At 70.0% G+C, this 24167-nt stretch carries 21 protein-coding genes and 3 pseudogenes; 15 read left to right on the top strand and 9 right to left on the bottom strand.

The genetic code is table 11. From position 1 onward, the window contains the following. Positions 1-40: 40 nt before the first annotated feature. Positions 41-775: an alpha/beta fold hydrolase gene (locus tag ACWCRA_RS20705; protein WP_451068255.1), complete on the bottom strand. Its 735-nt coding sequence runs from the start codon at positions 773-775 to the stop codon at positions 41-43. An 80-nt stretch (positions 776-855) separates the two neighbouring features. Between ACWCRA_RS20705 and ACWCRA_RS20700 the strand changes: the two genes are divergently transcribed. The 9 genes and pseudogenes from ACWCRA_RS20700 (at position 856) to ACWCRA_RS20660 (ending at position 10829) form a co-directional block, all read left to right on the top strand. Then, positions 856-1830: a helix-turn-helix transcriptional regulator gene (locus tag ACWCRA_RS20700; protein ID WP_451068254.1), complete on the top strand. Its 975-nt coding sequence runs from the start codon at positions 856-858 to the stop codon at positions 1828-1830. Positions 1831-1968: 138 nt separating this feature from the next. Further along, positions 1969-2136, top strand: coding sequence for a hypothetical protein (locus ACWCRA_RS20695; protein ID WP_451068253.1), 168 nt, complete (start codon positions 1969-1971; stop codon positions 2134-2136). A gap of 582 nt (positions 2137-2718) precedes the next feature. Then, a pseudogene (locus ACWCRA_RS20690) lies at positions 2719-3695 on the top strand (flavodoxin-dependent (E)-4-hydroxy-3-methylbut-2-enyl-diphosphate synthase). Next, on the top strand, positions 3692-4771 hold the full coding sequence (locus ACWCRA_RS20685) for a polyprenyl synthetase family protein (protein ID WP_451068252.1): 1080 nt from the start codon (positions 3692-3694) through the stop codon (positions 4769-4771). Before ACWCRA_RS20690 ends, ACWCRA_RS20685 begins: the two are co-directional and overlap by 4 nt. A 60-nt stretch (positions 4772-4831) precedes the next feature. Beyond that, a complete protein-coding gene (locus tag ACWCRA_RS20680) occupies positions 4832-5830 on the top strand; it encodes a hypothetical protein (RefSeq protein WP_451068251.1) in 999 nt (332 codons plus the stop codon). Next, positions 5769-6605, top strand: coding sequence for a hypothetical protein (locus ACWCRA_RS20675; RefSeq protein WP_451068250.1), 837 nt, complete (start codon positions 5769-5771; stop codon positions 6603-6605). Before ACWCRA_RS20680 ends, ACWCRA_RS20675 begins: the two co-directional genes overlap by 62 nt. Positions 6606-6846: 241 nt before the next feature. Then, on the top strand, positions 6847-8163 hold the full coding sequence (locus tag ACWCRA_RS20670; protein ID WP_451068249.1) for a cytochrome P450: 1317 nt from the start codon (positions 6847-6849) through the stop codon (positions 8161-8163). A 643-nt stretch (positions 8164-8806) separates the two neighbouring features. Continuing rightward, positions 8807-9309, top strand: a pseudogene (locus tag ACWCRA_RS20665) (type I-E CRISPR-associated protein Cas7/Cse4/CasC). A gap of 230 nt (positions 9310-9539) precedes the next feature. Continuing rightward, complete coding sequence (locus ACWCRA_RS20660; RefSeq protein ID WP_451068248.1) at positions 9540-10829, top strand: hypothetical protein; 1290 nt, start codon at positions 9540-9542, stop codon at positions 10827-10829. Between the two features lie 383 nt (positions 10830-11212). Here ACWCRA_RS20660 and ACWCRA_RS20655 read toward each other — a convergent pair. Both ACWCRA_RS20655 and ACWCRA_RS20650 read right to left on the bottom strand, forming a co-directional pair. Further along, a pseudogene (locus tag ACWCRA_RS20655) lies at positions 11213-11666 on the bottom strand (His/Gly/Thr/Pro-type tRNA ligase C-terminal domain-containing protein); the annotation flags it as partial. Next, the gene (locus ACWCRA_RS20650) at positions 11621-11776 is read right to left on the bottom strand and encodes a hypothetical protein (RefSeq protein ID WP_451068247.1); all 156 of its coding nucleotides are present in this window, start codon (positions 11774-11776) and stop codon (positions 11621-11623) included. The gene ACWCRA_RS20650 and the pseudogene ACWCRA_RS20655, both read right to left, overlap by 46 nt. Positions 11777-12536: 760 nt before the next feature. Here ACWCRA_RS20650 and ACWCRA_RS20645 point away from each other — a divergent pair. Together ACWCRA_RS20645 and ACWCRA_RS20640 are read left to right on the top strand one after the other, a co-directional pair. Beyond that, the gene (locus ACWCRA_RS20645; RefSeq protein ID WP_451068246.1) at positions 12537-13529 is read left to right on the top strand and encodes an AraC-like ligand-binding domain-containing protein; all 993 of its coding nucleotides are present in this window, start codon (positions 12537-12539) and stop codon (positions 13527-13529) included. Between the two features lie 63 nt (positions 13530-13592). After that, positions 13593-14201, top strand: a complete 609-nt coding sequence (locus tag ACWCRA_RS20640; protein ID WP_451068245.1) for a hypothetical protein — start codon at positions 13593-13595, stop codon at positions 14199-14201. Positions 14202-14482: 281 nt separating this feature from the next. Here the strand turns inward: ACWCRA_RS20640 and ACWCRA_RS20635 are convergent, their stop codons facing one another. The 3 genes from ACWCRA_RS20635 to ACWCRA_RS20625 form a co-directional block, all read right to left on the bottom strand. Next, positions 14483-14662, bottom strand: coding sequence for a hypothetical protein (locus ACWCRA_RS20635; protein ID WP_451068244.1), 180 nt, complete (start codon positions 14660-14662; stop codon positions 14483-14485). 100 nt (positions 14663-14762) lie between these two features. Then, positions 14763-15326, bottom strand: coding sequence for a dihydrofolate reductase family protein (locus ACWCRA_RS20630; protein WP_451068243.1), 564 nt, complete (start codon positions 15324-15326; stop codon positions 14763-14765). A gap of 502 nt (positions 15327-15828) precedes the next feature. Continuing rightward, positions 15829-16242: a hypothetical protein gene (locus tag ACWCRA_RS20625; RefSeq protein ID WP_451068242.1), complete on the bottom strand. Its 414-nt coding sequence runs from the start codon at positions 16240-16242 to the stop codon at positions 15829-15831. A 249-nt stretch (positions 16243-16491) separates the two neighbouring features. On the opposite strand from ACWCRA_RS20625, the gene ACWCRA_RS20620 reads away from it, so the two are divergent. From ACWCRA_RS20620 to ACWCRA_RS20605, 4 genes are all read left to right on the top strand, one after another. Beyond that, the gene (locus tag ACWCRA_RS20620; protein ID WP_351559840.1) at positions 16492-18327 is read left to right on the top strand and encodes an asparagine synthetase B family protein; all 1836 of its coding nucleotides are present in this window, start codon (positions 16492-16494) and stop codon (positions 18325-18327) included. Between the two features lie 56 nt (positions 18328-18383). After that, entirely contained in the window at positions 18384-19439 is a 1056-nt protein-coding gene (locus tag ACWCRA_RS20615; RefSeq protein ID WP_351559839.1) for a PLP-dependent cysteine synthase family protein, read from the top strand. Positions 19440-19561: 122 nt separating this feature from the next. Further along, on the top strand, positions 19562-20758 hold the full coding sequence (locus tag ACWCRA_RS20610; RefSeq protein ID WP_451068241.1) for a M24 family metallopeptidase: 1197 nt from the start codon (positions 19562-19564) through the stop codon (positions 20756-20758). 1 nt (position 20759) lies between these two features. Further along, the gene (locus ACWCRA_RS20605; protein WP_451068240.1) at positions 20760-21962 is read left to right on the top strand and encodes a pyridoxal-phosphate dependent enzyme; all 1203 of its coding nucleotides are present in this window, start codon (positions 20760-20762) and stop codon (positions 21960-21962) included. 60 nt (positions 21963-22022) lie between these two features. Here ACWCRA_RS20605 and ACWCRA_RS20600 read toward each other — a convergent pair whose 3' ends face one another. The 3 genes from ACWCRA_RS20600 to ACWCRA_RS20590 all read right to left on the bottom strand — a co-directional run bounded on the left by ACWCRA_RS20600 (position 22023) and on the right by ACWCRA_RS20590 (position 24159). Further along, positions 22023-22865 (bottom strand): AfsR/SARP family transcriptional regulator, encoded by an 843-nt coding sequence (locus ACWCRA_RS20600; protein WP_351558714.1) that lies wholly within the window; start codon positions 22863-22865, stop codon positions 22023-22025. Between the two features lie 478 nt (positions 22866-23343). Beyond that, entirely contained in the window at positions 23344-23547 is a 204-nt protein-coding gene (locus ACWCRA_RS20595) for a DUF6059 family protein (RefSeq protein WP_351558713.1), read from the bottom strand. 294 nt (positions 23548-23841) lie between these two features. Next, complete coding sequence (locus ACWCRA_RS20590; RefSeq protein ID WP_451068239.1) at positions 23842-24159, bottom strand: transposase; 318 nt, start codon at positions 24157-24159, stop codon at positions 23842-23844. Between the last annotated feature and the right edge of the window lie 8 nt (positions 24160-24167).

Genomic DNA, 24167 nt, shown 5'->3' with positions numbered 1-24167 from the left:
AAAGAGCGATCGTGACCCGGCCCGCAGGAAGCCGTCGCCGTCAGGAGACGGCCTTGTCGAGGACGTCGGCGAGTTCGGTGGGTGTGGACAGCATCGGCCAGTGCCCGGTGGGCAGGTCGAAGCGCCGCCACGGCGGCTGGTTCAGGTAGGCCAGCGTCGGTATCCCGGCATTCAGCAGGCCCGTGAAGTCATGGCAGGTGATCAGGACACGGTCCACGCCGGCGCCGGGCTCGGTCGGGCCGGTGAGGCGCTGGGTGTAGGTGCCGAACGGGTGAGGGGTGGCACGCGAGGACAGAGCATCCCGCTGTCCCTCATCGAGCCCAACGAGGCTTCCGGACAGGCCCAGGACCTCAAACGGCGGCATCGGAAGCCGCCACCCGTCGCCGGAAGCGGAGACCTGCCGGTTCAGCTGTTCCGCTGCCTCCGGCGGCATGAGGTCGAGCATGCACATGCCTGCGGTGAACGGCGCGCTGTCCACGTAGATCACGCGCTCCAGCCGGTCGCCGAGACGCCCGGCCGCCCCGGTGACCGGGGCAGCCCCGTAGCTGTGGGCGACCAGCGTGACGTCGCGCAGATCGTTCTCCTCGATGAAGCCGGTGATGTCCGCGATGTGCGTGTTCAGGTCCGTCTCGGGTCCGGCCTGGGCGGCGCGCTCGGCCAGGCCCGTCAGCGTGAGCGGCAGCGCCGTGTGGCCGTTCTCCCGCAGAGTGCGGGCGGTGTCTTCCCAGGCCCACGCGCCGAGCCAGGCGCCGGGAACGAGTACGAAGGTGGCCATGTGATCTCCCTGATGTGAGGTGCTGTCGGGAGCGTAAAGTTGATACAGGACATATTCCGCCCTGAAATGCCGAGTGATCCATGACGCATCCCCTCACCCGTGTTCTGACCTTGCTGGAACTCCTCCAGTCCAACGCCCGACTCACCGGGACGGAGCTGGCGGACCGTCTGGACACCGACGTCCGCACGGTGCGCCGGTACGTGTCCCACCTGCGGGAACTGGGCATCCCCGTGGAAGCCGAACGCGGCCGCCACGGCGGCTACCGCCTGGCCCGCGGCTACCGGATGCCACCCCTGGTACTCACCAACGACGAGGCCCTCGCCGTCGTCCTGGGCCTGCTCGCGGCAGAACGCCTCGGCATGGGCACCACCGCACCGGCCAGTGCCGGTGCCCTGGCCAAGATCGGGCGGGTGCTTCCGCACTCCCTGCGCGAGCCGCTCGCCGCCATGCGGGAGACCCTCTCGTTCACCGCCAACGCCGTGATCGGGCAGACACCCGGAACCGGCGTCCTGCTGGCCCTGGCCCAGGCATCCCGCGCCGGCACAACCGTCGGCATCAGCCACCAGTCCTGGCGGCAGGAGCAGACCGAACGCGACATCGACCCCTACGGCGTCGTCTTTCACACCGGCCGCTGGTACGTCGTCGGCCACGACCACCTCCGCGACAGCCTGCGGACCTTCCGCATCGACCGCGTCGCCTCCACCACTCCCCGGACCCGGCGCTTCACCGCCCCCGTCGGCTTCGACCCCGTCGCCCACCTGACCTCCACCCTGGCCCAGGGCGCCTACCGCTGGGAGGTCGAGGTGACGATCCACGGTCCACTCGATGAGGTCGCCCGCCGGCTGCCCCGATCAGCGGTGACCCTCACCGCCCAGCCCGCCGGCGTCCTCATGCGCGCACGAGCAGATCGGCTGGACGGCATGGCACACCTCCTCGCCTCCCTGGAATGGCCCTTCACCATCCACCACCCCGACGAACTGCGACAGGCCCTCAAGGACCTCGCCGACCTGCTCACCGCGGCCGCTCAACGGCAACCGGAAGAACCGCCGCGGTAAATGCCGGATTTACTGCGGAGAGCCCCACCGTGGTCATCGCAACCCGCAGTGGGCCGGGCCATTCACGCCTCCGGCGCGAGGTGTACGCGTTCACCGCGGCGGCTCCGGAAGGGCGGGGCGGGCATGGTGGTCGAGCCGGTGACCGAACCCGAAGGCAGGGGCGCGTCGCGGTCGCGTGAGCGCCCGGGTCACATGGCCCTGTCCGCCCCGCCGGCGTCGTACACCGCGGCGGTCGAGCGGTACCTCACCGGCGCGGGCATCGCGAAGCCCTCCGCGCGGATCCACCGGATCTCGCCGGCGATGTGAGGGAGGATGCTCGCCGGTGAACCGGCGCCGACCGGGGCCGCCCGCCGGGGCGCGAAGCCTCCGCCCCGCGCAATCGCCACGATCGACGATCCGGTGCTGCCGGAGGTGCCGGCCGGACCGGCGGCGGCGCGAGCGGACGAGAGGGACGCCGACGGAACGACGGACAGAGCGGGGCATCGAGCGACGCCGCACGCGGACGATCCCGGCGCGGGCGGGCGGGGACGACCGCATGGGCGACAGCGTTCCCAGGAGCACGGCCGGACCACCCCCGCGAGTGGGGCGGACGTGCGAGGTCCGGGCGAGATGCCGGCTCCGGGTAAGGCATGTCTGCCTCGTACCTCCGCCAACGCCTGAGTGCTCGTGGGAACAGCAAGGCGATGACCCGGGTGGCCGGAAGGGCTCACTACCGTGGCACGGGGCGCTGCGGCAGCATGTCCTTCTCCGCCGTAGTAGGGAGAGGGCGTCCGTGAGTGAGCACAGGAAGCCGGAGCCGGACCTGAGCCGGGGCAAGCCGGCTCCGGACAACGCGGACGGACAGGTTCTCCCGGAGCCCGACCCCGACGGCCGGCCCAAGAAGTACCGATGACGGACGACCAGCGGCAGCACCTGACGCGGGCCATGGAGCAGCGCGGCGCCTGGCCCGCGCCGGCGCCGTGGAACCGCCGGGCCGCCGGGGCACTGCCCGGAGAGGCGTTCGCCCCGGAACGGATATGGCGCTGGACCAGTCACGCGTACGCGCCGCTGGACCGGGATACCGGCCCGGCCTGCCGGGCAGCCGCGGTCAAGAAGTCCGACGACAAGATCGCTGAGATCACGGCGGCCGCCACGGGGACGGGGGTGCCGATCCGTATCGGCGTCAACGCCGGTGCTCTCGCCCCCCGGCTGCTCGCGAAACACGGCAGAACCGCCTCCGAGGCGCTGGTCGAATCGGCCCTGTGGGCATGCGGTCTCTTCGAGGGGCACGGCTTCCAGGACCTCGGAATCGCAGTGAGGCACCGCGATCCACGTACTGCGATCGCCGCCTGCCAGCATCTCTCCGATGCCTCCGACTACCCCCTTCACCTGGGCGTCACCGGAGCCGGCACCACTTCGCAGGGCTCGATCAAGACCGCCGTCGCCTTCGGGATCTTGCTGAACGAGGGCGTCGGCGACACCATCCGCGTCTCGCTGTCCACCGACCCCGTCGATCAGGTCGAGGCGGGCTGCCGCATTCTGTCTTCACTCGGTCCGCGTCAGCGCATGCTGGAGATCGTCTCCTGCCCGGCCGCGGACGCTTCCAAGCCGGCATCCACAGACTCGCCAATCAAGTCGAAGCCGCCTTCGACGGGTTCCCTGACCCTCCGCACGTGGCGGTCACGGGCTGCGTCGTCAACGGTCCCGGCGAAGCCCGCGAAGCCGGCATCGGCGGCTCCTCCGGCAACGGCAGCGGACAGATCTCCGTCCAGGGCACAACCGTGCGCACCGTCCCTGAGAGCCGGATCGTTGAAGCACTGCTCGAAAAGGCACTCAACCTCACGCGGGCAGCCGCCCCCGGCGACAGCGGGGAGATCATGACGTGACGCTCCTGCCCGCGAACGAAGAGCTCGACCTGCAACTGCTGAAACGCCCCGTCGAGGATGTTCTGGCCGGCTTCCTGGCGGTGAAGCGCGCCCGCAACACGGCAAGCCGGCTGCCTGATCTGACCACCGCGCTCCGGGACTTCGTGATGGCCGGCGGGAAGCGGCTGCGCCCGGTTCTGACTCTGGTCGGCTGGCACGCGGCAGGCGCGCACGGCGCCCCGTCGACGGTGCATCACCTGGCGGCCTCGCTTGAGCTGTTCCATGCCTTCGCACTGATCCACGACGACGTCATGGACCGGTCCGACACCCGCCGCGGCCAGCCCACCATCCATCGAACCTTCGCACAACAGCACACCGGTCCCGGCACCGCGCATGCCGCGGAGAGGTTCGGTGAGGGGGCCGCGATCCTCGTCGGAGATCTCGCTCTGGTCTGGTCCGACGAACTCCTGCACGCCGGCCATCCCACACCGGCGCAACTCGACAACGTATTGCCTTTGCTGGCCGAGATGCGCAGTGAGGTCGCCTTCGGCCAGTTCCTCGACCTCGAAGCCGGCGGCACCACCCACCACAGCGTAGAAACCGCCTTGAACGTCATCCGCTACAAGACCGCGAAGTACACCATCGAACGCCCCCTGCACCTGGGCGCCGCCCTCGCCGGCGCCGGCCACACCACCCTGGAACAGCTCTCGGCGTACGCGATCCCGCTCGGGGAGGCGTTCCAGCTCCGGGATGACCTCCTCGGCGTCTTCGGCGACCCGGCCACCACCGGCAAACCCGCACTCGACGATCTCCGCGAGGGCAAGGCCACCGTACTGATCGCCCTGGCCCTGGAACGCGCCCATCCCGCCCAGGCCGCCACACTGCGCCACTATCTGGGCAATCCCGCCCTGACCGAGGACCAGGCGCACGCGGCCCGTCGCATCATCACAGCCACCGGGGCCGACCTCTTCGTGGAAGAAATGATCACCGAACGCTATGAACAAGCCCTCTTCTCCCTCAGGAGGGCGCCCTTTGCCGTGCCCGCGGTCCAGGCGCTGAGCCGTCTCGCGGACTCGGCCGTGCGCAGGCACACATGAACGAGGCCGGCGCGGCCGCATAGCCAGCACTTTTCATCAGACGCTTCGGAAGCGAGCCCCATGGATGTCTGGAATGCCGAGGACTGCGGTCTGATCAACCAAGCCTCACGGTCGATGCTGTCCCGTATCGGTGTGGCCGCGGAAGGGCATCGGGCAGCAGACGGGGCGACTACCTATATGGTCGGCACACCTGTCTACGAGCCCTATCAGTCGACCGTCATGCCCTGCTACGACGGGGGATACGAGATGGCCAGGCGCGTCCTGAAGGCTGTGTACTCGCCCGAGGTGCGCGGCAGCATCACGGCCAGCCCGGTCGCTGACACAGTCCGCCGCACCGTCGCCACGCAGGCGGGGGGCCTGTGGCGCGGCGGTGGAAGACCGGCTGCCCGTGGCCTGGCCGCACTGGCCCGCATCGCCCCGCGCAAGGGCGGCGAGGTGAAAGAGCTGTGGGCCGAGTACCGCCGGCGAAACCCGGGGGCAGCCGACCCCATCATGGCCATGAGGGAGTTGTGGGGCAGCATCTACACGTGGCAGTTCATCCGCGGCGACAATGCCGGCCTGCACGATCTGTGCGCGTCCGTGATGTGTCTGACCACGGCGGTGGACTTCGCCGGTGCGGCGGATGATTCCGGTGCCGGCAGCCACCACCCCTACCAGGTGGCTGCCAGCGAGGGCCTCACCTGCCTGGCAGGTCCTGCTGCGGACCAGGTGGTGAAGGACATGGTCGCCGTCGGCGGCCTCATGACGATCAAGGACGAGCTGGCCGACGCGGCACTCGCGACCAGCAGCCCGACGGCCAGCCACACCGTGACTCCTGAGGAGTACATGCGCGCGCTGGTGGGACGGCGCCATGGTCCCGCACCACCGGGTGATGCTCTCCACCAGCCACTACCGGCACGTCAGCAACGGCCTGGGCACATTCCCGGCAGCCAGATCCTGTACGGCCATCCAACGGGCCATCGACAATCTGCTGCGCTACAACGACATCGTCGACGCGGTGGCGGATTACGTCCACCACGAATGCTTCAACGCGCTGCTCCTGGGCCTGGCTTCCCATAGCCACCTCAGCGTGGCCGGCTATGGCACCGCGCTGGCCGAGGTCTGCGACGCGGTACTGGTCTGCGGCTGCGGGCAGGCAGGGCACGACGAAGCCGCCGAACTGTCCATGGGCGCCTGCCTGTGGTACCTCCTTGTCCCCCGCTACCTCGTCCAACGGCAACTCGCCCACCTCGCCCACACCTCCAGCCCGGTTGCCACCGCCTACGCCCTGACGCCCCCCGGTGGACGTCTGCGTTCCACCGCGGCCGGACTGCACGCCGGCAGCCAGTTGCACTCGCCGTCCTGGGAACCCCTCTGGCACGCGGACTCCTCGCGTTCGGCCGAAGACAACGCGCGGCGCATCGCCCGCCGATGCCTTCCCCGAGGGGGCCTCGACTCCGACCCGTGCGCGGCCCTCGCAGCCTCGGCCCTTGCCCGCTGCGAGCGCGCCGACGCACTCCCCGATCTGCACCACCTGGCTGACGACTGGAAGAACGTCTTCGACGCCGCCCTCGACGCAAGCGGCACACCCCGCAGCGGCCCGGCGGCACGACTCCGCGACCACATCGGTAGAATCTGGCACCAAACAGCCCTGGACAGCGCGCCGGAAGCGGACGCGGCGGTCCGCCTGTTCATGGATGTCGATCAGGCAGTCAGAGACAGCTACCGCCTCCCCCTGGAGGAAGGCCTACTCGTGCGCAGAGCATTCTTCGGGGCCACCACGGGGGCATTGGAGCTTGCCGGGCTCAACCCGTACAGCCGGCTGGTCAACGGCATCACCGTCACCTGCCAGTAGGGGCTCGGCAGTGCTGCACCACCATGGCCGAAAGGCCGGTCTCTGGAAACGTTCCTGTCATGGTATCGAGAGACCCGACGACGCTCATCAAGCAGCGAGCAACCCTCAACTGATCGCGGCATCGGCAATCTTGGCGGAAGGTGCTCCTGTTGGAATACATGATGCAGACAGGTGTGAAGCCCGGCGGGAAATGAGGTCGTGTGCAGGCTCCGGTGGACCTGGATCGTGGAAGGGACATCTCATGAAGGTGGTCAAGGCCCCCAAGGCGCTCCCGGTGCTGGGACACGGACTGGCGCTGTGGCGTGACCCTCTGGAATTCCTGTCGTCGCTCCCCGCGTACGGGGATCTGGTGGAGATCCGGGTCGGGCCCCGGCCCGTGCTGATCCCCTGCGCCCCGGCCCTGGTCCGGCAGATCCTCCTGAATGACCGGACATTCGACAAGGGAGGGCCGCTCATCGACAAAGGGCGTGACTTCATCGGAAACGGGCTGGCGACCTGCCCTCGTGACGACCACCGGCGTCAGCGACGCCTGGTGCAGCCCTCGTTCCATTCCAGCCGCTTACCTGCATACGCGAGGACGATGGCAGAGGAAATCTCCGCTTCCCTTGCCTCCTGGGAAAGCGGGCAGACTGTGGATCTGCTCGGCGAGATGAAGAAGATCACAACTCGCGTGACGGCCCGTGTGGTATTCGCCTCCGGAATGCCTGAACGTGACGTTGTGCAAGTGGGTCGCGATTTTGGGATCTTCACGGATGGTGTTTTCCGGGGGATGCTGCTGCCGGACTGGATGGCGAAGCTTCCCCTTCCTGCTCATCGTGCCTACGGGCGCGCGTACGCACGTCTGAGTGGGATGATCGGGCAAACCATCAGTGCATACAAGGCTGACGGGTCTGACAGGGGAGACCTCCTGTCTGCCCTGCTGGCTGCACGAGAAGCGGATGAATCGTTGTCTGAAGCGGAAATCCGCGATCAGATCATGACCTTCCTCTTCGGAGGGATCGAGACCACAGCGATCCTCCTGACATGGGCTTTGTACCTGCTGGGCCGGCATCCTGAAGCTGAGGACAGGTTGCGTGCAGAAGTGGACGCGCAACTGGCCGGACATGCGGCGGAACTCAAGGATGTCGACAAATTCCCGTTCGTCAGCGCCGTGTTGAACGAGACGCTCCGCCTCTATCCGCCGGGGTGGATGGTGCCCCGAGTCGCTACTCAAGACGCAACGTTGGAAGGCCATTTCATAGCATCAGGCACCGTACTGGGAGTCAGTGCCTACGTAATGCATCACCGACCGGGTGGCGTTGCCTGTCCAAAATCCTTCATTCCGGACAGGTGGAATCGGAGTGGCGCGCCGTCATCTCATGAGATGTTCCCATTCGGCATGGGTGCACGAAAATGTATCGGCAACGACTTTGCGATGCTGGAGGCGACGCTCGCACTCGCCTCGGTGATATCGCAGTGGCGTTGCGAGATCGCGCCGAAGAGTCGGGCGAGGCCAGAGCTGAAGGCGCTTCTCCAGCCTCGTGATGTCCGGGTCCGACTGGTCAGGCGAAAGCATTGATAAAGTATTGACACAGGTCGGTGTGGCCCATGGGGGCTCCCTGGCAGGCTTATGTGTCTCCGAGTTGTCTGCGGTGCTCTTGAGCGCGCCTCTGGCGCGCGTTCGGTAGGGGTAGTGGACAGTCGTCCCCGCCCCCGCGGGGGTCGTTCGCTGGTAGGAACCCCTTTCGGGTGGCTCGATTCGGCCTCGCCGAACATGAAGAAATGATCAGGAATTCTTCGAAGGTGTATCTTTGGGCTGGGCATAAAGATGGATTGTGGACTGTCCGTTGCGGAATCCGCCCCTCCTGATGGGTCATCAGATCAGGTTCGAGGGGGCTCTCCATTTCTCTTCGATATGTGTCACGGCGTGCGCGGCAGCGGGAGTGCGCCGTCCGGAGCCGTGCCCGCCACTGGCGGAGGTCCGGGCCGCCACCGATGCGGGGCGCGGGCCTGCCCGACCCCTCCCGACCGCTCCTCGTGGCGGCCCGGCTCGGCCGCGCCCCCTCACGACCACCGGATATCCACTCCGTTCCCTCCCGTTGAAGGAGTTCACCATGACCGCACCCACCCTGTTCGCCGAGGTCCACATCCTGCAGAGCCTCCCGCCGTCCAACTGAGCGCCCGGCTCGCCCAGCCCGTCACCGAGGGAGGCGCCGGCCTCGGTGAGGACCAGGCCGAGCGCCTGGCCGGGGCTCTGCTCACCCCGCTGGGCATCACCCAGTCCGCCACCAAGGCCCCACGCGCTCTCCACCCACACGGTGCGCACCGAATTCGACTACTGCACCGCGGTCGACGACGAGAACACCGAGGACTCCGGAGCGGGCATGATCGGCACCTGGAGTTCAACTCGTCCACGCTCTACCGGTACGCCGTCCTCGGCCTGCACCAGCTGCGCGACAACCTCACCTCCGCCCAGGACGCCGTCTCATCGGCCCCGGAACCCGCGTCACCCACGCCGCGGTCACCCTGCTCGCCGACTCCGCCACCACCCTGTGCCGGGTCGGCGAACAGGGCGTCCGCCTCTACGCCTCCGGCCTCGGCGCGGCCCGCACCTCCCACCTCCGGTTACACCAGGCAGGGCTCGTCACCCGCCCCGAGGAACGCGTCGCCGTCGCCCGCCGCACGCACGATCTGCGCTTCCCCGGCGAGAACACCCAGGGCCTGACCCTCCAGCAACTCCGGGGGGAGATGGGCTCAGTGGGTACTCTCCGCGCACTGCGTGCCCGGTGTCCCGCCGTCAAGCCGCCGCCGGGGGCCGGGCGGCGCCGGCGGCGAAGGCCTGAGGCACGTCCCGGAGCGCGTGCCCCGGGACACCGGGTTCCGCCCGGGGCCGAGAGAGGCCGAAGGGGTCCGCGGAGACCGCTCGTCCCGCGCTGATGGCTGTAGCTTGCCCTCATGCTGCTGCACACATCGCGCATACAGTTGCCGGCGCTCGGCACCGTTTTCTGTGTCCTCGCTGCCCTTCTGCTTCTCGGCCCGGCGGCGACCCCCGCCCGGGCTGCGACGCCGTTCGCACCGGTCGACCCGGCGACCGTGGCCGCGTTCCAGCTCAGAGCCGGGAGCACCTTCACCGACTACGACAGGGCCATCACCGCCGTCGAGGAGCAGGGGGCGGTCACTGTCCGCAACGCCACCCAGGTCCTCACCTCGGGCGGTCGCACCGGCCGGCCGGGGTTGTGTCACGGCACCGGGCTCGCCACCCGGCTCGACCCGGGCGGCTTCTGCTGGGACGCCGCCGACGACACCTCCAACTCGTACACCGATGCCGGGGGCTGGACCCCGCAGGGCCTGACCGGTTCCCACGACGCCCAGCCGAACGGCCTGTGGGAGGGCCGCACGGCCTCTCTGGCCTCCTGGCACTTCAGCCGGGGCATGCAGGGCCCGAACCCGGTACCCAACGAGTTCGCCCGGGTCAGCCTGGTGAACGCCGAGAACAACCAGATCCGCTACAACCATCTGCTGCTGGTGCGGCCCACTCTCGGCGCCGACGGGAAGGGGAACTTCACCAAGGTCGGCGCGCACGCCGACGGCGTCGTCTGGTACGGCAACAAGGTCTTCGTCGCCAACGGCCGCTGGCTCCAGGTCTACGACCTCCGGCACATCTGGAAGGTCAACTCCAGCACGGAGGCCGTGGGCGTCAACGGTGGTGCCTCCTCCGCCCGGTGGAGCAACTACGCGCTGCCGATGATCGGCGAATACGTCACCACCGCCGACGGCGGAGCCTGCTCGGTCACCACCGGCGACCGCCCCTGCCTCAATTCGCTGAGCCTGGACCGCACCGGCCAGGACGGCCTGGTCTCCGCCGAGTACAAGCGCGGCGCGGCCGGCGGCCGGGTGATCCGCTGGGCCCTCAACGCGGACACCGCCCTGCCTCACGGACACGCCACCGCGGCCTACTCCTCGCCGATCTGGGCCATGCAGGGCGCGGCCACCGACGGAACCGACTGGTATCTGGCCGGCGACTGCCCCCAGGGCGTGGGCGACGGATCAGGCGACCCCTCCGGGGCCCGCTACTCCTGCATCCACAAGACACGTCCCGGCGCCGCGCCCCACGTACTGACCACGTCCCCGGTCTACACCCAGAACCTCGGCTACGCGCCCGCAACCGGCCGGATCTGGGGCCTCAACGAACGAATCAACTCCACCACCGGAGTACGCGTGGTCTTCTCCATCACCCGCAGCTGAAACCAGTCGCTACCGCACACCACTGTGGGACAGCGCGTTCGGGTTGCCGTGCCCGTAGGGGCCGGTGGCCTGCGGGGCCGCGTTCGGCGAGGTCGGTGTCGACCCCGACCCCGACCCCGAAGCGGTGACATTTGGAGCGCGACCCCCGAGCCGACCACGACGCAGCTGGTCCACGGAACCGGTGGGATAGCGGCCGCTCCGGCAGATACGGCGGCCGGGTCGGATGACACCTTCCGCCGGGCCGCCCGACACGGCCGAGGTCGGGCCGGCATCACGAGCGCCATGAAGGAGACACGCGAGCCTTCGAGGAGAGTGCGGGTCTTCCTTCGATGACGACCACGCCGCCGCCGACAAGGACGGGCGGAGATCGACCGCGGTGTCGGCTACGAGGAAACACCGTGCCACAGGTCGGTGCTGTGCTCGTCGATGAGGGCCCTGATATGACTGAGGACATCGTCGGCGGGCAGCGGGTCGAGTCGCTGACCGGTGCGCAGGCGCACCGCCACATGGCCGTCGTTGGCTTCCTTGGCGCCGATAACGGCCTGGTAGGGCACGAGGCGGGCCGCCCGGATGCGGGCGCCCAGAGTCCCGTCGTGCGGTCCGGAGATCTTGGCGCGCAGGCCGAGGCCGATGCACCGCTGGGCGAGTGCGTGGGCGTTCGGCATCTCGGTGTCGGAGATCGGGAGGATCATCAGCTGGGTGGGGGCGAGCCAGGCGGGGAAGGCCCCGCCGTGCTGTTCAATGAGGTGGGCGACGACACGTTCGACGCTGCCGATGATTGCTGCGGTGGATCATGACGGGACGGTGTTTCGCTCTGTCGGCGCCGATGTAGTGCAGGCGTGCCGTACGGCCGCGGCGTCGGGAAGCCAGTAGGGAAGTCCCGAGCCGATCAGCGGGTCGGTGTCGAACAGGTTCAGCTCACGGCCGAGCTTGCGGTGGTCGTGCACGATGGTCTCCTCGCGTGGTTCGGGCGAGTAACCGTCGGGGGGAACGACGAAGCCCCGGGGCACTCGCCCCGGGGCTTCGTCCAAGTCATAGCTCAGCGCGCCGGGACACTGTCCGGCGTCGTCGGCATGCTTGCGGCGCGCTTCATGAACTTCACGTCAGCACCTCCGCGGGCCGCGTCAGGTGCCGAACACGACGGGTACTCCGGTTGTGCCGGCCCGCCGGTGTGGTGGACCTTGACGAAGGCTGTCACGCTTCGTGTTCGCGGTAAGGAGTACTTCTGAGAGATCGCGGACCCTCACTGAGCCGTGTCTGGTTTGCCGCGACCTTCGTTCTTGAGGCCTCTCGCGGAACGGCTTCCACATCAAGCCCCTTCGCTTAGCTTCTGCGACATGCCAGTGCTCGCCGAACCTGCCGCCACCATCGAGCGGTTCGACTGCCCTGCCCGTGAAGCGCCCGCCGGAAGCACCTGCCGCACCCCCGCCGGCCGCGGTCCCGGTCGTCCCTGGGAGAGGGACCCAGCTGTCGAGGCCGAGCCGCCCCGGGAAGCCGCGACACAGCACACCAGGGTGGGTACGCCCGTTTCCACGTGGGCAGTAACGCGTCAAAAACAGTGAGTTTTCGCTCGTATGTTCCACGGGGTGAAGCCGCTCGGGAGACTGGGTTCGGAGGCGCGCTCCGCGCCCGTGCCACGTTCCGTGTCCCATGCCGGAACGTGGCGGGCACAGCGGGGTGCGATGATCTTTCCGGACGGGGGAAAGCGTGATCGAGACTGTTTTCAGAAGTGAGGATGTGCCCGCCGCGGACCGGTTCGAGAGCTGGCGTGAGCTGGTGCAGCGGGCGCACGCGCCCGTGGAGCTGGTCAGTGAGCACCGGGCGGACTTCCGGGCGTCGCAGCGGCTGCTGGAGTTCGGCGGGGTGACGGTGTGGCCGTCGAGGTTTCAGCCGGTGCGGTTCCTGCGGACGCCGAGGCTGGTCCGGCAGTCGGACCCCGAGCGGGTCAACCTCTCGCTGCCCACGCGGGGGACGCTGAACGTCACCCGGGACGACGACCGTGAAGCGGCCTACGATCCGTTCAGCTTCTGCCTCGTCGACAGCTCACGGAGCGTGGACGTGCGGGCCGGCGGCCCCCACGAGGGCATCGGCTTCGACATCCCCAGAGCCCTGTTACCCCTCCCGGCGGACTCGATCTCCCAACTGACCGGCTACCGGTTCTCCGCACGGGAGGGGACCGGCGCCCTGCTGGCGGACTTCCTCACCCGGCTCTCCACCGACACCCACTCCTTCCACCCCTCCGACGGCCCCCGGCTGGCCATCATCGCCGTGGACCTGGCATCCGCCCTGTTCGCCAACGCCCTCGACGCCGGCCGAGCACTGCCCCCGGAGTCCCGCACCCGAACCCTCACCCTGCGGCTCCAGGCCTTCATCCGCACACACCTGCACGACCCCGCCCTGACACCCGCGTCGGTCGCCGCGGCACACCACATCTCCATCAGCTACCTGCACCGCCTCTTCCGCGACCAGGGCACCACGGTCGCCGCCCTCATCCGCCGCCTGCGCCTGGAAGGCGCCCGCCGCGACCTCACCGGCCCCGCGTTCCTGGACACCCCCATCGGCGACATCGCACTCCGCTGGGGATTCACCTCCCACGCCTCTTTCACCCGTACCTTCCACACCGCCTTCGGCCTCTCCCCCCGCGACTGCCGACACCAGGCAGTGGACTCCACGGCAAGCGAAAACGGCACTTCTCGCTAACGACTCGGACGGGTCCACCTCGCACCCTGGTGTCCCGGGGAATCGCGGCGACGGGATACCGACATGGTGAAGACCGCGCTCGGGCAAGGAGCCATGGTCGGCGCACCACCTCTCCGGAGCCGTGCAACCACCGGCCAATGGTCAGGCGCAGCCGAGAGGTTCCACACCGAAGAGGAAGAAGTGACAATGCGTCGGAAGATCTTAGCGTCGCTTGCCATGACAGGTGCCTTACTGTGCACCACGCTCACCAGCGCGGCGTCGGCCGCGCCGCTCCCAGATGTCGGAGCGGCGGAGTCGGACAAGGCGGTCGCGAGCGGTCCGCCCTCGGACGCCACCTGTCTGGTGAGCTTCATGGCCAACAGCTGCTTCAAGAAGTACGGAGACTCCTGGTACCTGAGGGACCTGGAGTGGGACGGTATGGACGTGTACGCGGACTGGCAGAACCAGTTGCGGAACGCCGGCAGAGACTGGGTCTCCTACCGGTCCGGAAGATGCACCAGCGAGCTGGGATCGGGTGATTGGGGCAGGTGCAACAAGGACTTCTACGAGGACAGTGCCCACAACGCCAAGGGTGGTTACGGCAGCAGGGTTCGCTGGCGTGCCTGTAGAGATCAGCCGCTGTCGCCGGACACATGCGGTAGCGGGGCAACCTGGGTCAAAAATGATGGATGACAGACCGGCCGAGCGGCACGGGGCCGGCGCAGACCACGCCCAGCCCGTGCGGACCGGCTGTCAACTCCTCTCTCTGAATCACCTTTGGTCAGGGGCCCTGGAACGGGCGCGCGCAGCGGGTGGTTCACCTGCCGAGGCTGTTCCAGCCGTCCGGCAGATCACAAGGCGGAGTGGTGCGGCAGCCGACGGGGCCGGCTGTAGGCGGCCCGGAGAATCCCGCTGAGCGCGCGGCAGACGCGAAGCCCCAGTGCGCACAGCCATGAGGTGGACTGGTGCCGTGTTCAGTGCGGTGTCCACGAGGTCGGCGTGGACGTGCTCCTCTCGATGGCGTCAGCGTCGGCTTCGCCGCCCAGCGGGGTGCCGTCGCCGACCGGCCGGTCGATGTCGGCGCGATCACCGGCCCAAGCATGGATGACGACCAGGCCCCGACCGAGTTCGAGGCCGTCATGCGCGAGATCCATGGCGACGGTCCCTGCCAGCCCCGCACCCATCAGCCGGACGGCGGCACCTCCGGGCCCGCGCTCTCCTTGAACGCCCCGCCCGCGCGGAGTCGCCCGACGCTCAGCGTCTCGTCTCGTACCTGGTCAGGATCACGCCGTCGGGAAGCGTCCGCGTCTCCACCAGGTTCAGGTTCACCCAGTTGTCCAGCGCGGTGAAGAACGACGTGCCGCCGCCCACCAGGACGGGCGCGGTGGCCAGTACGTACTCGTCGATCAGCCCTGCCCGCATGGCCGCCCCGGCGAGTGTCGCGCCGGCGATGTCCATCGGGCCGCCGTCCTCGGCCTTGAGCCGGGTGATCTCGGCGACCGCGTCGCCGGTGACCAGACGGGTGTTCCAGTCGACCTTGCCGATCGTCGAGGAGAACACCACCTTCGACATGTCCCGCCAGCGGCGCGCGAACTCGATCTCCGCCGGGGTGGCGTCGGGCTGCTGGTCGCCGGTCGGCCAGTGGGAGCTCATCGTCTGCCACAGCCTGCGCCCGTACAGCGACAGGTCGGTCGCCCGCAACTGGTCGGACCAGAACTGGAACAGCTCGTCGCTCGGCACACTCCAGCCGATGTGGTCGCCGGGCGCGGCGATGTAGCCGTCCAGGCTCAGGTTCATGCCGTAGATCAGTTTTCGCATGGCGCCAGCCTTCCGTACGTCGGTCTCACGTGTACGGACCGGCGCGGCGTGTGAGACTCGTCGGCGCGCGATCTGAGCCCACGGGTAGTCCTTGTGCGCTCGGTGGCTCGGCCGCAGAGTCTGTGTTCCGCCGCGAGGGCGGGGAGTCCCCGCGCGTGGTGGGGGACGTGATCAGCGCGTACCGCGTCGAGTGGACGGCGAAGGTCCCCCCGACATCGTCCGGGCCGTGGCCGGCAACGAGCGGATGGGGAGGCTTGCTCGCTGATCTCCCTGTCCGTGCCCGCCCGCGCGGGAGTAGTCCGGTCAGCCGGTCCTGCCGCTGCTCCTGCCGCCCGTCGCCTCACAGCCCCGGCCCCGGGCGGGGGCTGTGAGGCGACGGGCTTCTGCGGTGACCTCGGCATCGATCTGGTCCACGGTTCTGTCGCCGTATTCGAGGACGCCGTACTCGTCGTCGAGTTCGGCGAGGCGCTCGGTCAGGGGCAGCTCATGTCCGTGGCGCTGGTCAGTCGCCGGTGCGGCGCAGCACCCGCTGGAGACCCATCGCGACCAGGCCGAGCACCGCGCCCTGCGCGGCGTTGAAGACCAGGATGCCGATCGATCCGATGACCGGGACCGCGTCGGCGTCGTCCAGGAACGGTTGCAGGGCCAGATTCAGGATGATCGCGAAGGCGCCGTAGGCCACCCCGGTGAAGAGGAGGGTCGGCACCGGCCTGGGGGTGCGGAGTGCCACCACGGTGCCCACCCAGACCACCGCGATCAGGGCGGTGAACAGCACGGGCCCGACCGGTTTCTCCAGTGGTCCGGAGTCATAGGCGCCGACGATGCTGAGCACCGGCCGGATGAGCCCGAACGCGCCCAGTGCGGCGATCAGTATCCAGGGCAGATTGCGCAGGCTGTTCCGGTGCGTGTCCGTCATGGCCATCGGACGCTCCTTACCGGCGCGCTCGATGGCGCGCCGCTCGATTGCCACCCCCAGTCTAGGCTCTCTACATGTAGACAGTCTAGTTACGATCCCCTTCGTTCACCCGCGCGCCGGCTCTTCAGCCGACCGCGATCCACCTTCGAGTCCCCGCCGCGACCGTGTGGGCCATGGCTCCGGAGCCGGCGCCGCACCGGCACCGACGGTCGCGGTCCGGCCGTCAAGCACGCGTCGAAGGGCGGACACATGTCGGGTCTCGTTGGCTGGATCGACTTCTCGCGGAATCTCTCACTGCAGCGACCGGTCATCACGGCGATGACCGGCTCACTGGCCCACCGGGGACCGGACGGCGAGTCGGTGTGGACCTCGCCGCGCGCCGCACTGGGGCACCGCGCGCTCGTGGTGGAGGACGGCGACGACCGTCAGCCCGTGGTGGCCGAGGAGAACGGCCGGGAGATCGTCCTCTGCTTCGCGGGCGCCCCCGGGGGCCTGGCGCGGCTGCGCGAACGGCTGCGCGGCGCCGGCCGCCCCGTGCCGCCCGAAGCGGCCTCCGCCGAGCTGCTGATGGCGGCGTACCGGCAGTGGCGCACCGAGTTCATCCCCTGGCTGAGCGGACAGTTCGCCCTCGCCGTGTGGGACGGGCGCACCGAGGAACTGGTGCTGGCGCGCGATCAGCTCGGCGGTCAGACGCTCTTCCTCACCGAGACCCCGACCGGCGTGGTCTTCGGCTCCGAGCGCAAGGCCCTGCTGCTCCATCCGGAGGTCCGGCCCGTGGTGGACGCCGCCGGGCTGCGCGAGGTCATCTGCCACGCGGTGCCCACCGGACCGCTCTTCCAGCGGTTCTCCCAGGTGGAGCCCGCGGAGATCGCCGTCTTCAGCCGCGCCGGCTGGAACCGCCGCACCTACTGGAAGCTGGAGACCCGGCCGCACACCGACGACCTGGAGACCACGGTCCGGCGCATCCGCGCCATGCTGGACGAGTCCACCGCCGGCAGCGTGCCGTCCGACCCGTCGCACGCGGCCGTCACCCTCTCCGGCGGAGTGGACTCCTCCGCCGTCACCGCGCTGGTCGCCGGTGAGCTGAAACGCCTCGGCAGGGGGCGGCTGAGCAGCTACACCATCGACTACGCCCACGACGCCTTCCACTCGGACGCCATGCGCACCAGCAGGGACGAGCCGTACGCCCGGATGGTGGCCGACCATGTGGACACGCTGCACCACGTCGTACGGCTGGAGGCCACCGACATCCTCGATCCGGTGGTCCGGCTGTCGATGCTGCGCGCCAAGGACGTGCCCACCCGGATCTACGACATGGACGCCTGGCAGCAGATCTTCCTCCAGCAGGTGGCGGCCGACGGGCACAAGGTGGTGTTCACCGGGCTCGGCTCGGACAACGCCTTCCGGGGCGCCACCTGGTGCAACGACCCCGGCCTGGTGAACTCCGGCACCTTCCCCTGGCTCGCGCTCGCACAGCGGCACGGCGCCGTCAACGGCTTCGGCACCCTGCTCGTCGGCAAGGATCTGCTCGCCGCCCTCGACCTGCCCGCCTACTACGCCGACACCTACGCCGACGCCGTCGCCCCGGTGGAGTACCTCCCCGAGGAGGACGCGGACGCCCGCCGTACCCGTACGGTGGCCCATCTCGTGCTCACCCAGTTCCGCGGCGACTCCTCGATCTTCTCCGCCACCGGGATGCAGGTCCGCTCGCCCATCAACAGCCCCGAGCTGCTCCAATACTGCTACAACATCCCCGCGGCGACGCACCGCCACGGCGACATCGAGAAGGGCCTGCTGCGGGAGGCGATCGCCGGGCTGCTGCCCGAGGAGGTGACCCGCCGGCCGCGCAGCGCCACCCCGATCAGCCACGACCCCGACTACCCGCTGCGGCTCCTGAAGGAGTTCAAGGCGCTGCTGGCCGACCCGCAGGCGCCCGTGCTGCCGCTCACCGACCTGGCCGCCGCCGCCGGACTGGTCGACCAGCCGGGGCGCCTCGCCAAGGACCGGATGGCGCGCGCCGGGGTCGAGTTCATCCTCCAGCTCAATCTGTGGCTGGAGCACTACCGGGTGCGGCTCGCCCTGTGAGCCGCCATGCCAGCCGGAGCGCCGCCGACGGACACCCGAGCCTGTGAGGTCGAACCATGATTAGAGAGAGCCTGCTGGACACCATCGGGCGGACCCCGGTGGTCCGGCTGCGGCGCTGGTCCGTCAACGGGGCGCAGATCCTGGTCAAGCTGGAGGGGGCGAACCCCGGCGGGAGCATCAAGGACCGGTCGGCGCTGGCGATGGTCCTCCAGGCCGAGCGCGACGGACTGCTCGGCCCGGGCGGCACGATCGTGGAGTCGACCTCCGGCAACCTCGGCAAGGCGCTGGCGCTGATCGGGGTGGTCCGCGGCTACCGGGTCATCCTGGTGGTCGACCGCAAGGCGCCCCGGTCCATGCTCGGATACGCCGCCGCGCTCGGCGCCGAGATCCAGGTCATCGAGAACCCCGACGCCCAGGGCTCCATGCAAGGGGCGCGTATCGAGCGGGTCAAGGAACTGGTGAAGGGCATTCCCGGGGCCTTCTGGCCCGACCAGTACGACAATCCGGTCAACCCGCGGGCGCACGAGGAGATCACCGGGCACGAGCTGCTGCGGGACGCCGAGTTCGACACCCTCGTCACGGCGGTCGGCACCGGCGGCCACATCAGCGGCATCTCCACCACCGTCAAGCGCGCCCGTCCGCATGTGGTGACGGTCGGTGTGGACGTCATCGGCTCCTCCACCTTCGGCTACCCGCAGGGCCCCTGGGCGACCCGGGGCATCGGGCTGGGCTGGCAGCCCGGCAATCTCGACCGGGGCGTGGTCGACCGGGTGCACATGGTGGCCGACCACGAGGGGCTCGCCACCTGCCGGCTGCTCGCCCGCACCGAGGGCGTCCTGGTGGGCGAGTCGGCGGGAGCAGCCCTGTTCGGGGCGCTCCACCACGCCCACCACCACCCGGACCGCCGCATCGTGGTGGTGACCGCGGACAGCGGCGCCAATTACCTCGGGGAGACCTTCGATGACGAGTGGCTCTGGTCCCGCGGCCTGTTGCAGACCATCGAGAAGGCCGGCCTGACCTCGCTGGACGCGCTGATCGAGGCGGCCCGCGACCCGGTCTGCCCGGCGGTGCGCGAGGAGGAGGCGCGCCCGGCGGGGGAGCGCGCCCCGTGACCGCCGACCGGCCCCCGCACGGGCGCCCGGAGTCCACGGCCCCCGACCGGCCCCCGGCGTCCACGGCCCCCGACCGGCCCCCGCACGGGCGGGCCGCCCCGACGAGCAGAGGGAGCGCGGAGATGCCCGCCAACCTGGAACGACTGACCGCCCGGATGGACGCGCTGGGGCTGGACGCCGTGGTCGCCACCACCTACGAGAACGTCTACTACCTGACCGGAGTCGCGAGCGTCGCGCTCGAAGTCTTCCCCCACAGCGGCCAGTTCCTCGCCGTGGTCACCCGGGACCGGCCGGAGCGGCTGCGGCTGGTCACCTCGCGCTGCGACGCGGACCAGGCCCTGGACATCCTGCCCGCCCTGGACTCCGCGATCGGCTACGGCACCTTCCACCGCGAGACGGGAGAGGGCGTCCGGTTCACCGAGGAGGAGGCCGCGCTGCGGCGGATCGCCGTCGACGGTCCCGCCCCCGACACCGCGCTGGACGGACTGGTCCGTACGCTGCGCGACGCGGGCCTCGCGGGTGCCCGGATCGCCGTCGACGAGGAGGGGGTGCCGCACGGTTTCCTCCAGGCGCTCGCGGAGGCGGCGCCGGGGGCGGACATCACCGCCGGGGCGGCGGTGCTCCGCTGGACCCGGAAGGTCAAGACGCCCGAGGAGATCCGGCGGCTGGAGGCGGTCGCCGCGCTCACCGAGCGCGGCATCGAGGCGGTCACCGCCATCGCCCGGCCCGGGGTCACCGAACAGGACCTGGTCCGCGAGTTCGAGCGGACCGTGGTCATAGGGGGCGCCCGGCCCAAGTTCACCCTGGTGAAGTTCGGCCGCGACGGCGTCGCGGGCCAGCGGGCCCCGCGGGACCGGCCGCTGCGCCGGGGCGACTCGCTCTGGCTCGACGTCGGGTGCGTCCTGGACGGGTACTGGTCGGACATCGCCCGGCTGTATAGCCTGGGCGAGCCCTCGGAGCGGCTCGCCCTCTGCCACGCGGCCATGGTCGCCGGTGAGGAGCGCGCGCTGGCCGAGGCGCGCCCGGGCATGGCGGGCAAGGAACTGTTCGAGCTGGTGGTGGAGGCCGTGCGCGCGGCCGGCGTACCGCACTACCGGCGCCACCACGTGGGGCACGGCATCGGGGTCGAGATCTACGATCCGGTGCTCATCACCCCTGACAACGACGACCTTCTGGAGGACGGCACAGTGGTCAACTTCGAGACGCCCTACTACGAGTTCGGCCTGGGCGCGGTGCAGGTGGAGGACCCGTTCGTGGTGACCGCCGACGGCAACCGGCTGCTGACCACCCTGGAACGCCGTCTCACGGTGATCGGCTGACATGGCCGCCTCGCATCGGGTGATCGGGAATCCCGCGCTGAGCGGTCTGGAGTGTCTGCGCTGCGGGCGGGTGCTGCCGGTGGCCGACCACCTTGAGGGGTGCCCCTCCTGCGGGGCGGCGGGCACTCCGGCCGGGCTGGTCTGCGTCTATGCCGAGGACGCCGAACAGATCCGCGCGACAGGCGCGGCAGGAGCGGCCGGGACCACCGGCGGCCGGGTGACCCCGGCGCCGGCCGCACTCCGCTCCGGCCGGAGCGGAGTGCGGCTGCCGTACCGGCTGACGCACTCCCTCGGCGAGGGCGGCACCCCGCTGCTGCGCGCCGACGCCCGGCACAGCGGCGCGGACGTGGATCTGCGGCTCAAGTGGGAGGGGGCCAACCCCACCGGCTCGCACAAGGACCGCTTCAGCGCGGTGGCCGTCGCCCGTGCCCTGCACGCCGGGTACGGAGCCCTGGCGGCGGCCTCCTCCGGCAACGCGGGGGTGTCGCTCGCCGCCTACTGCGGCTGGGCCGGGCTCGGCTGCGAGATCGCCGTCACCGATGACACGCCCGCCCGGGTGGTCTCCCTGATGCGCGACCTCGGCGCCTCGGTCGTCTCCTTCCCGTCGGCCGGACAGCGCTGGGAGCACCTCGCCGGGTACCGGGCCTCGGAGACGGTGCTGCCGGTCACCAACTTCTCGCTGCCCCCGGTGGGCAGCAGCCCCTTCGGCATCGAGGGCTACAAGACGGTCGCCGAGGAGATCGTCGCCGATCTCGGCGGCGGGCTGCCCGACTGGGTGGTGGTGCCGGCCTCCCGCGGCGACCTGGTGTGGGGGGTCTTCCTGGGCTTCCGTGAGCTGTGCGGGGAGGGCGCCGTCCCGAGGCTCTGCCTGGTCGAGCCGTTCCCCCGGGTGGCCGCGGTGCTCGACGGCGCCGACCCGCACGGTCACTTCCCCGGGAGCACCACCGCCATGCCCTCACTCGCGGGCAACAACGTGGCGCTCCAGGCGGTGGCGGCCGTACGGCGCTCCGGGGGCCACGCGGTCGTGGTCCACGACGAGGAGGTGCGCGCCGGAACGGAGCGGCTCCGGCGCTCCGGGCTGCCGCTGGAGACAAGTGCCGCCGCCGCCCTGGTGGCCGTCGACCGGGCATGCGCCCAGGGGCGCATCGCACCGGGTTCGCTCGTGGTCGCGCTGGCCACCGCACACGGGTTGAAGGGCATGTAGCCCGGCCTGCCCCGAATGCGGTGCACCCCACGGGTGTCGTGCGCTCGGTGGCGCGGGTGGTCAGTAGCGTATCTCGCCCACCGGAGCACCGGCGCCGGAGGAGACACCGGCCATGTCCTGGCCCGGCGATGTGGTCTCCAGCTCGCCGGCCAGGATGGCCCGCTGGAGCCGCTGGAGTGTGGCCGAGGGGTCCACTCCCAACTCGTCGACCAGGCGCTGGCGCGCCCGCTGGTAGGTTTGCAGCGCCTCGGAGCGGCGGCCCGCCCGGTACAGCGCCACCATCAGCTTGGCCTGGAAGCCCTCGTGGGTCGGCTGGGCGGCCACGAGTTTGATCAGCTCGGCGAGCAGTTCGTGGTGGCGCCCCAGCCGCAGATCCGCGTCGATCCGCAGATCCAGGACGCTCTTGCGGATCTCCTCCAGCCGCAGGGCCTCCGAGAGCAGCACCGGCCCCGGGTTGACGTCCACCATGGCAGGGCCCTGCCAGAGCTCCAGGGCCTCCTGAAGGGTGCGCGCCGCCTCGTGGACCCGGCCCGCGGTGAGCTGGACCCGGCCGCGCTGGGCGAGCCGCTCGAAGACCTGGGAGTCCAGGGCCCCTTCGGGGAGGGTCAGCATGTAGCCGCCGACGAAGGTGCGCAGCGCGCTCTCCGGCCGCAGTCCCGAGCGTTCCGGGGCGATGGCCAGGTCGAGGGATTTGCGCAGTTGGTAGACGTAGGTCTGGAGTGTGGTGGTGACGCTCCTGGGTGGTCTGCTCTCCCACACCTCTTCGATGAGTTGCTCATTGCGAACGACCTGGTTCGCCGATGTGGCCAGCAGCGCCAGAACCCGGCGGGGTTTCGGTGCCGTGGGAGTCATGTTCTTGCCATTCACACGGATCGACAGCGGCCCCAGTAGCCTTACATGCATGTTCCGTACACCTTTGTCTCGGAAACGGTTGTTTGTCGCATGGAGCTGTGCGTGTCAAGCGGGCCTGCCCCCGAGGGGCCGGGGCCACGCTGTTCAGACGCGGGGCGACGGTCCTGCCGCGTGTGGGCCGAGATCGTGAATGCACTGCGGTGACCGTGACACGGCCGATTCGCATGCAAAGCGACAAGCCATTCTGTGCCCCCGTTTTTTATGTGTTCGCGCGCTGTTTCCTGTCTCCTGTAATGGCACCAGGAGGGTTTGATTCGCCATCATGCAGCAGGGGGAATCCGCCGACAAGTAACGGGGGACCCACCAGCCGCAGACAGAACAGTCGTACCGTGGAGAGATGCTGCTCCGCGCGGTGCGCGGGGGGTCCTGCCGCGGAGGGGTCCGCCGCGTGATGGGCGGGCCGCGGGAGACCCGGTGGTGCCCCCGGCGCATCACCCGGTGGTCGGGCGAGCGATGTGCTGTTGGCGCGTCAGCGCAGCTGTGACCAGAGCATGTGTTCCTCCGGAGTGGGAGGGACATGCGGGATCAGCCGCTCGGGATGGCCCGGGCCCGGCCCGTCGGGGCCGCCCCCGGGTGCGGGGCCGGCCGGCCCCTGGTCCGGGTCGTGTCGATGGGCGGGTGTCTGCCAGTGGTACTCCAGTGGTACCAGGAATCCGGTGAGGTTGACCGCCATATGCTGTCCACCGACTGACAGGTAGTGCCCGAAAGCGGCAAAAAGGCTTCTCCGCCGCCTTTGCGGTAGCCAACGCCTGCCCATATGTGGACCGTCCCCCTTCGGTACCGTTCTTCTTATGGGAGGGCCCATCCTGTGCGCGGCGGCTCGACTTCTGGTCGAGAAGTGGTGGGGTTCGCACCCGGGCGGCGGCGCACCCGGGCGGTGGGCCGCGGTGGCGGGGCGCCGCCGCCGGTCATGGCCGTGGAGCCGCCCGGCAGGGGCGGCTCCACGGTGCGGGGCGCTGAAATCCGGTCAGTCCTCCACGGCTTCGCGTGTGCGGAGCACCTCGGCGGCGAACACCGCGCCGGCCGCGGTGAGCACCTCGACCAGCCAGCGCAGGTGCGCGTTCTCCTTGCGCAGCCGGACCAGATCCTCCGCGTCGGCGCGCGAGAGGCGCTCGGGCCGCTCGCCGCGCTCGGTCTCGTCGGCGCGTATCCAGGTCCGCAGCGCCTCGGGATGGATGCCCATCTCACGGGCCAGATGGGCGATGGGAGGACGCGGGTCCATGCTCCGCCAGCGGGCGACCGCGTCCGCTCTCAGTTGGTCCGAGTACTTCTTCGGGGGTGCCACGATGTGTC

This window comes from Streptomyces sp. NPDC001889, assembly GCF_053594535.1.
Note: the sequence above shows the minus strand (reverse complement) of the source record. Positions and strands in the feature narration are given on the sequence as shown.

Coding starts and splice junctions, on each gene's coding strand:
- ACWCRA_RS20625 (WP_451068242.1), bottom strand. CDS start 16,242: ATGACGGACACGCACCGGAACAGCCTGCGCAATCTGCCCTGGATACTG.
- ACWCRA_RS20600 (WP_351558714.1), bottom strand. CDS start 22,865: ATGCATGTAAGGCTACTGGGGCCGCTGTCGATCCGTGTGAATGGCAAG.
- ACWCRA_RS20705 (WP_451068255.1), bottom strand. CDS start 775: ATGGCCACCTTCGTACTCGTTCCCGGCGCCTGGCTCGGCGCGTGGGCC.
- ACWCRA_RS20680 (WP_451068251.1), top strand. CDS start 4,832: ATGGATGTCTGGAATGCCGAGGACTGCGGTCTGATCAACCAAGCCTCA.
- ACWCRA_RS20635 (WP_451068244.1), bottom strand. CDS start 14,662: ATGGATCTCGCGCATGACGGCCTCGAACTCGGTCGGGGCCTGGTCGTC.
- ACWCRA_RS20615 (WP_351559839.1), top strand. CDS start 18,384: ATGATTAGAGAGAGCCTGCTGGACACCATCGGGCGGACCCCGGTGGTC.
- ACWCRA_RS20595 (WP_351558713.1), bottom strand. CDS start 23,547: ATGGCGGTCAACCTCACCGGATTCCTGGTACCACTGGAGTACCACTGG.
- ACWCRA_RS20630 (WP_451068243.1), bottom strand. CDS start 15,326: ATGCGAAAACTGATCTACGGCATGAACCTGAGCCTGGACGGCTACATC.
- ACWCRA_RS20610 (WP_451068241.1), top strand. CDS start 19,562: ATGCCCGCCAACCTGGAACGACTGACCGCCCGGATGGACGCGCTGGGG.
- ACWCRA_RS20670 (WP_451068249.1), top strand. CDS start 6,847: ATGAAGGTGGTCAAGGCCCCCAAGGCGCTCCCGGTGCTGGGACACGGA.
- ACWCRA_RS20620 (WP_351559840.1), top strand. CDS start 16,492: ATGTCGGGTCTCGTTGGCTGGATCGACTTCTCGCGGAATCTCTCACTG.
- ACWCRA_RS20700 (WP_451068254.1), top strand. CDS start 856: ATGACGCATCCCCTCACCCGTGTTCTGACCTTGCTGGAACTCCTCCAG.
- ACWCRA_RS20605 (WP_451068240.1), top strand. CDS start 20,760: ATGGCCGCCTCGCATCGGGTGATCGGGAATCCCGCGCTGAGCGGTCTG.
- ACWCRA_RS20640 (WP_451068245.1), top strand. CDS start 13,593: ATGGTGAAGACCGCGCTCGGGCAAGGAGCCATGGTCGGCGCACCACCT.
- ACWCRA_RS20660 (WP_451068248.1), top strand. CDS start 9,540: ATGCTGCTGCACACATCGCGCATACAGTTGCCGGCGCTCGGCACCGTT.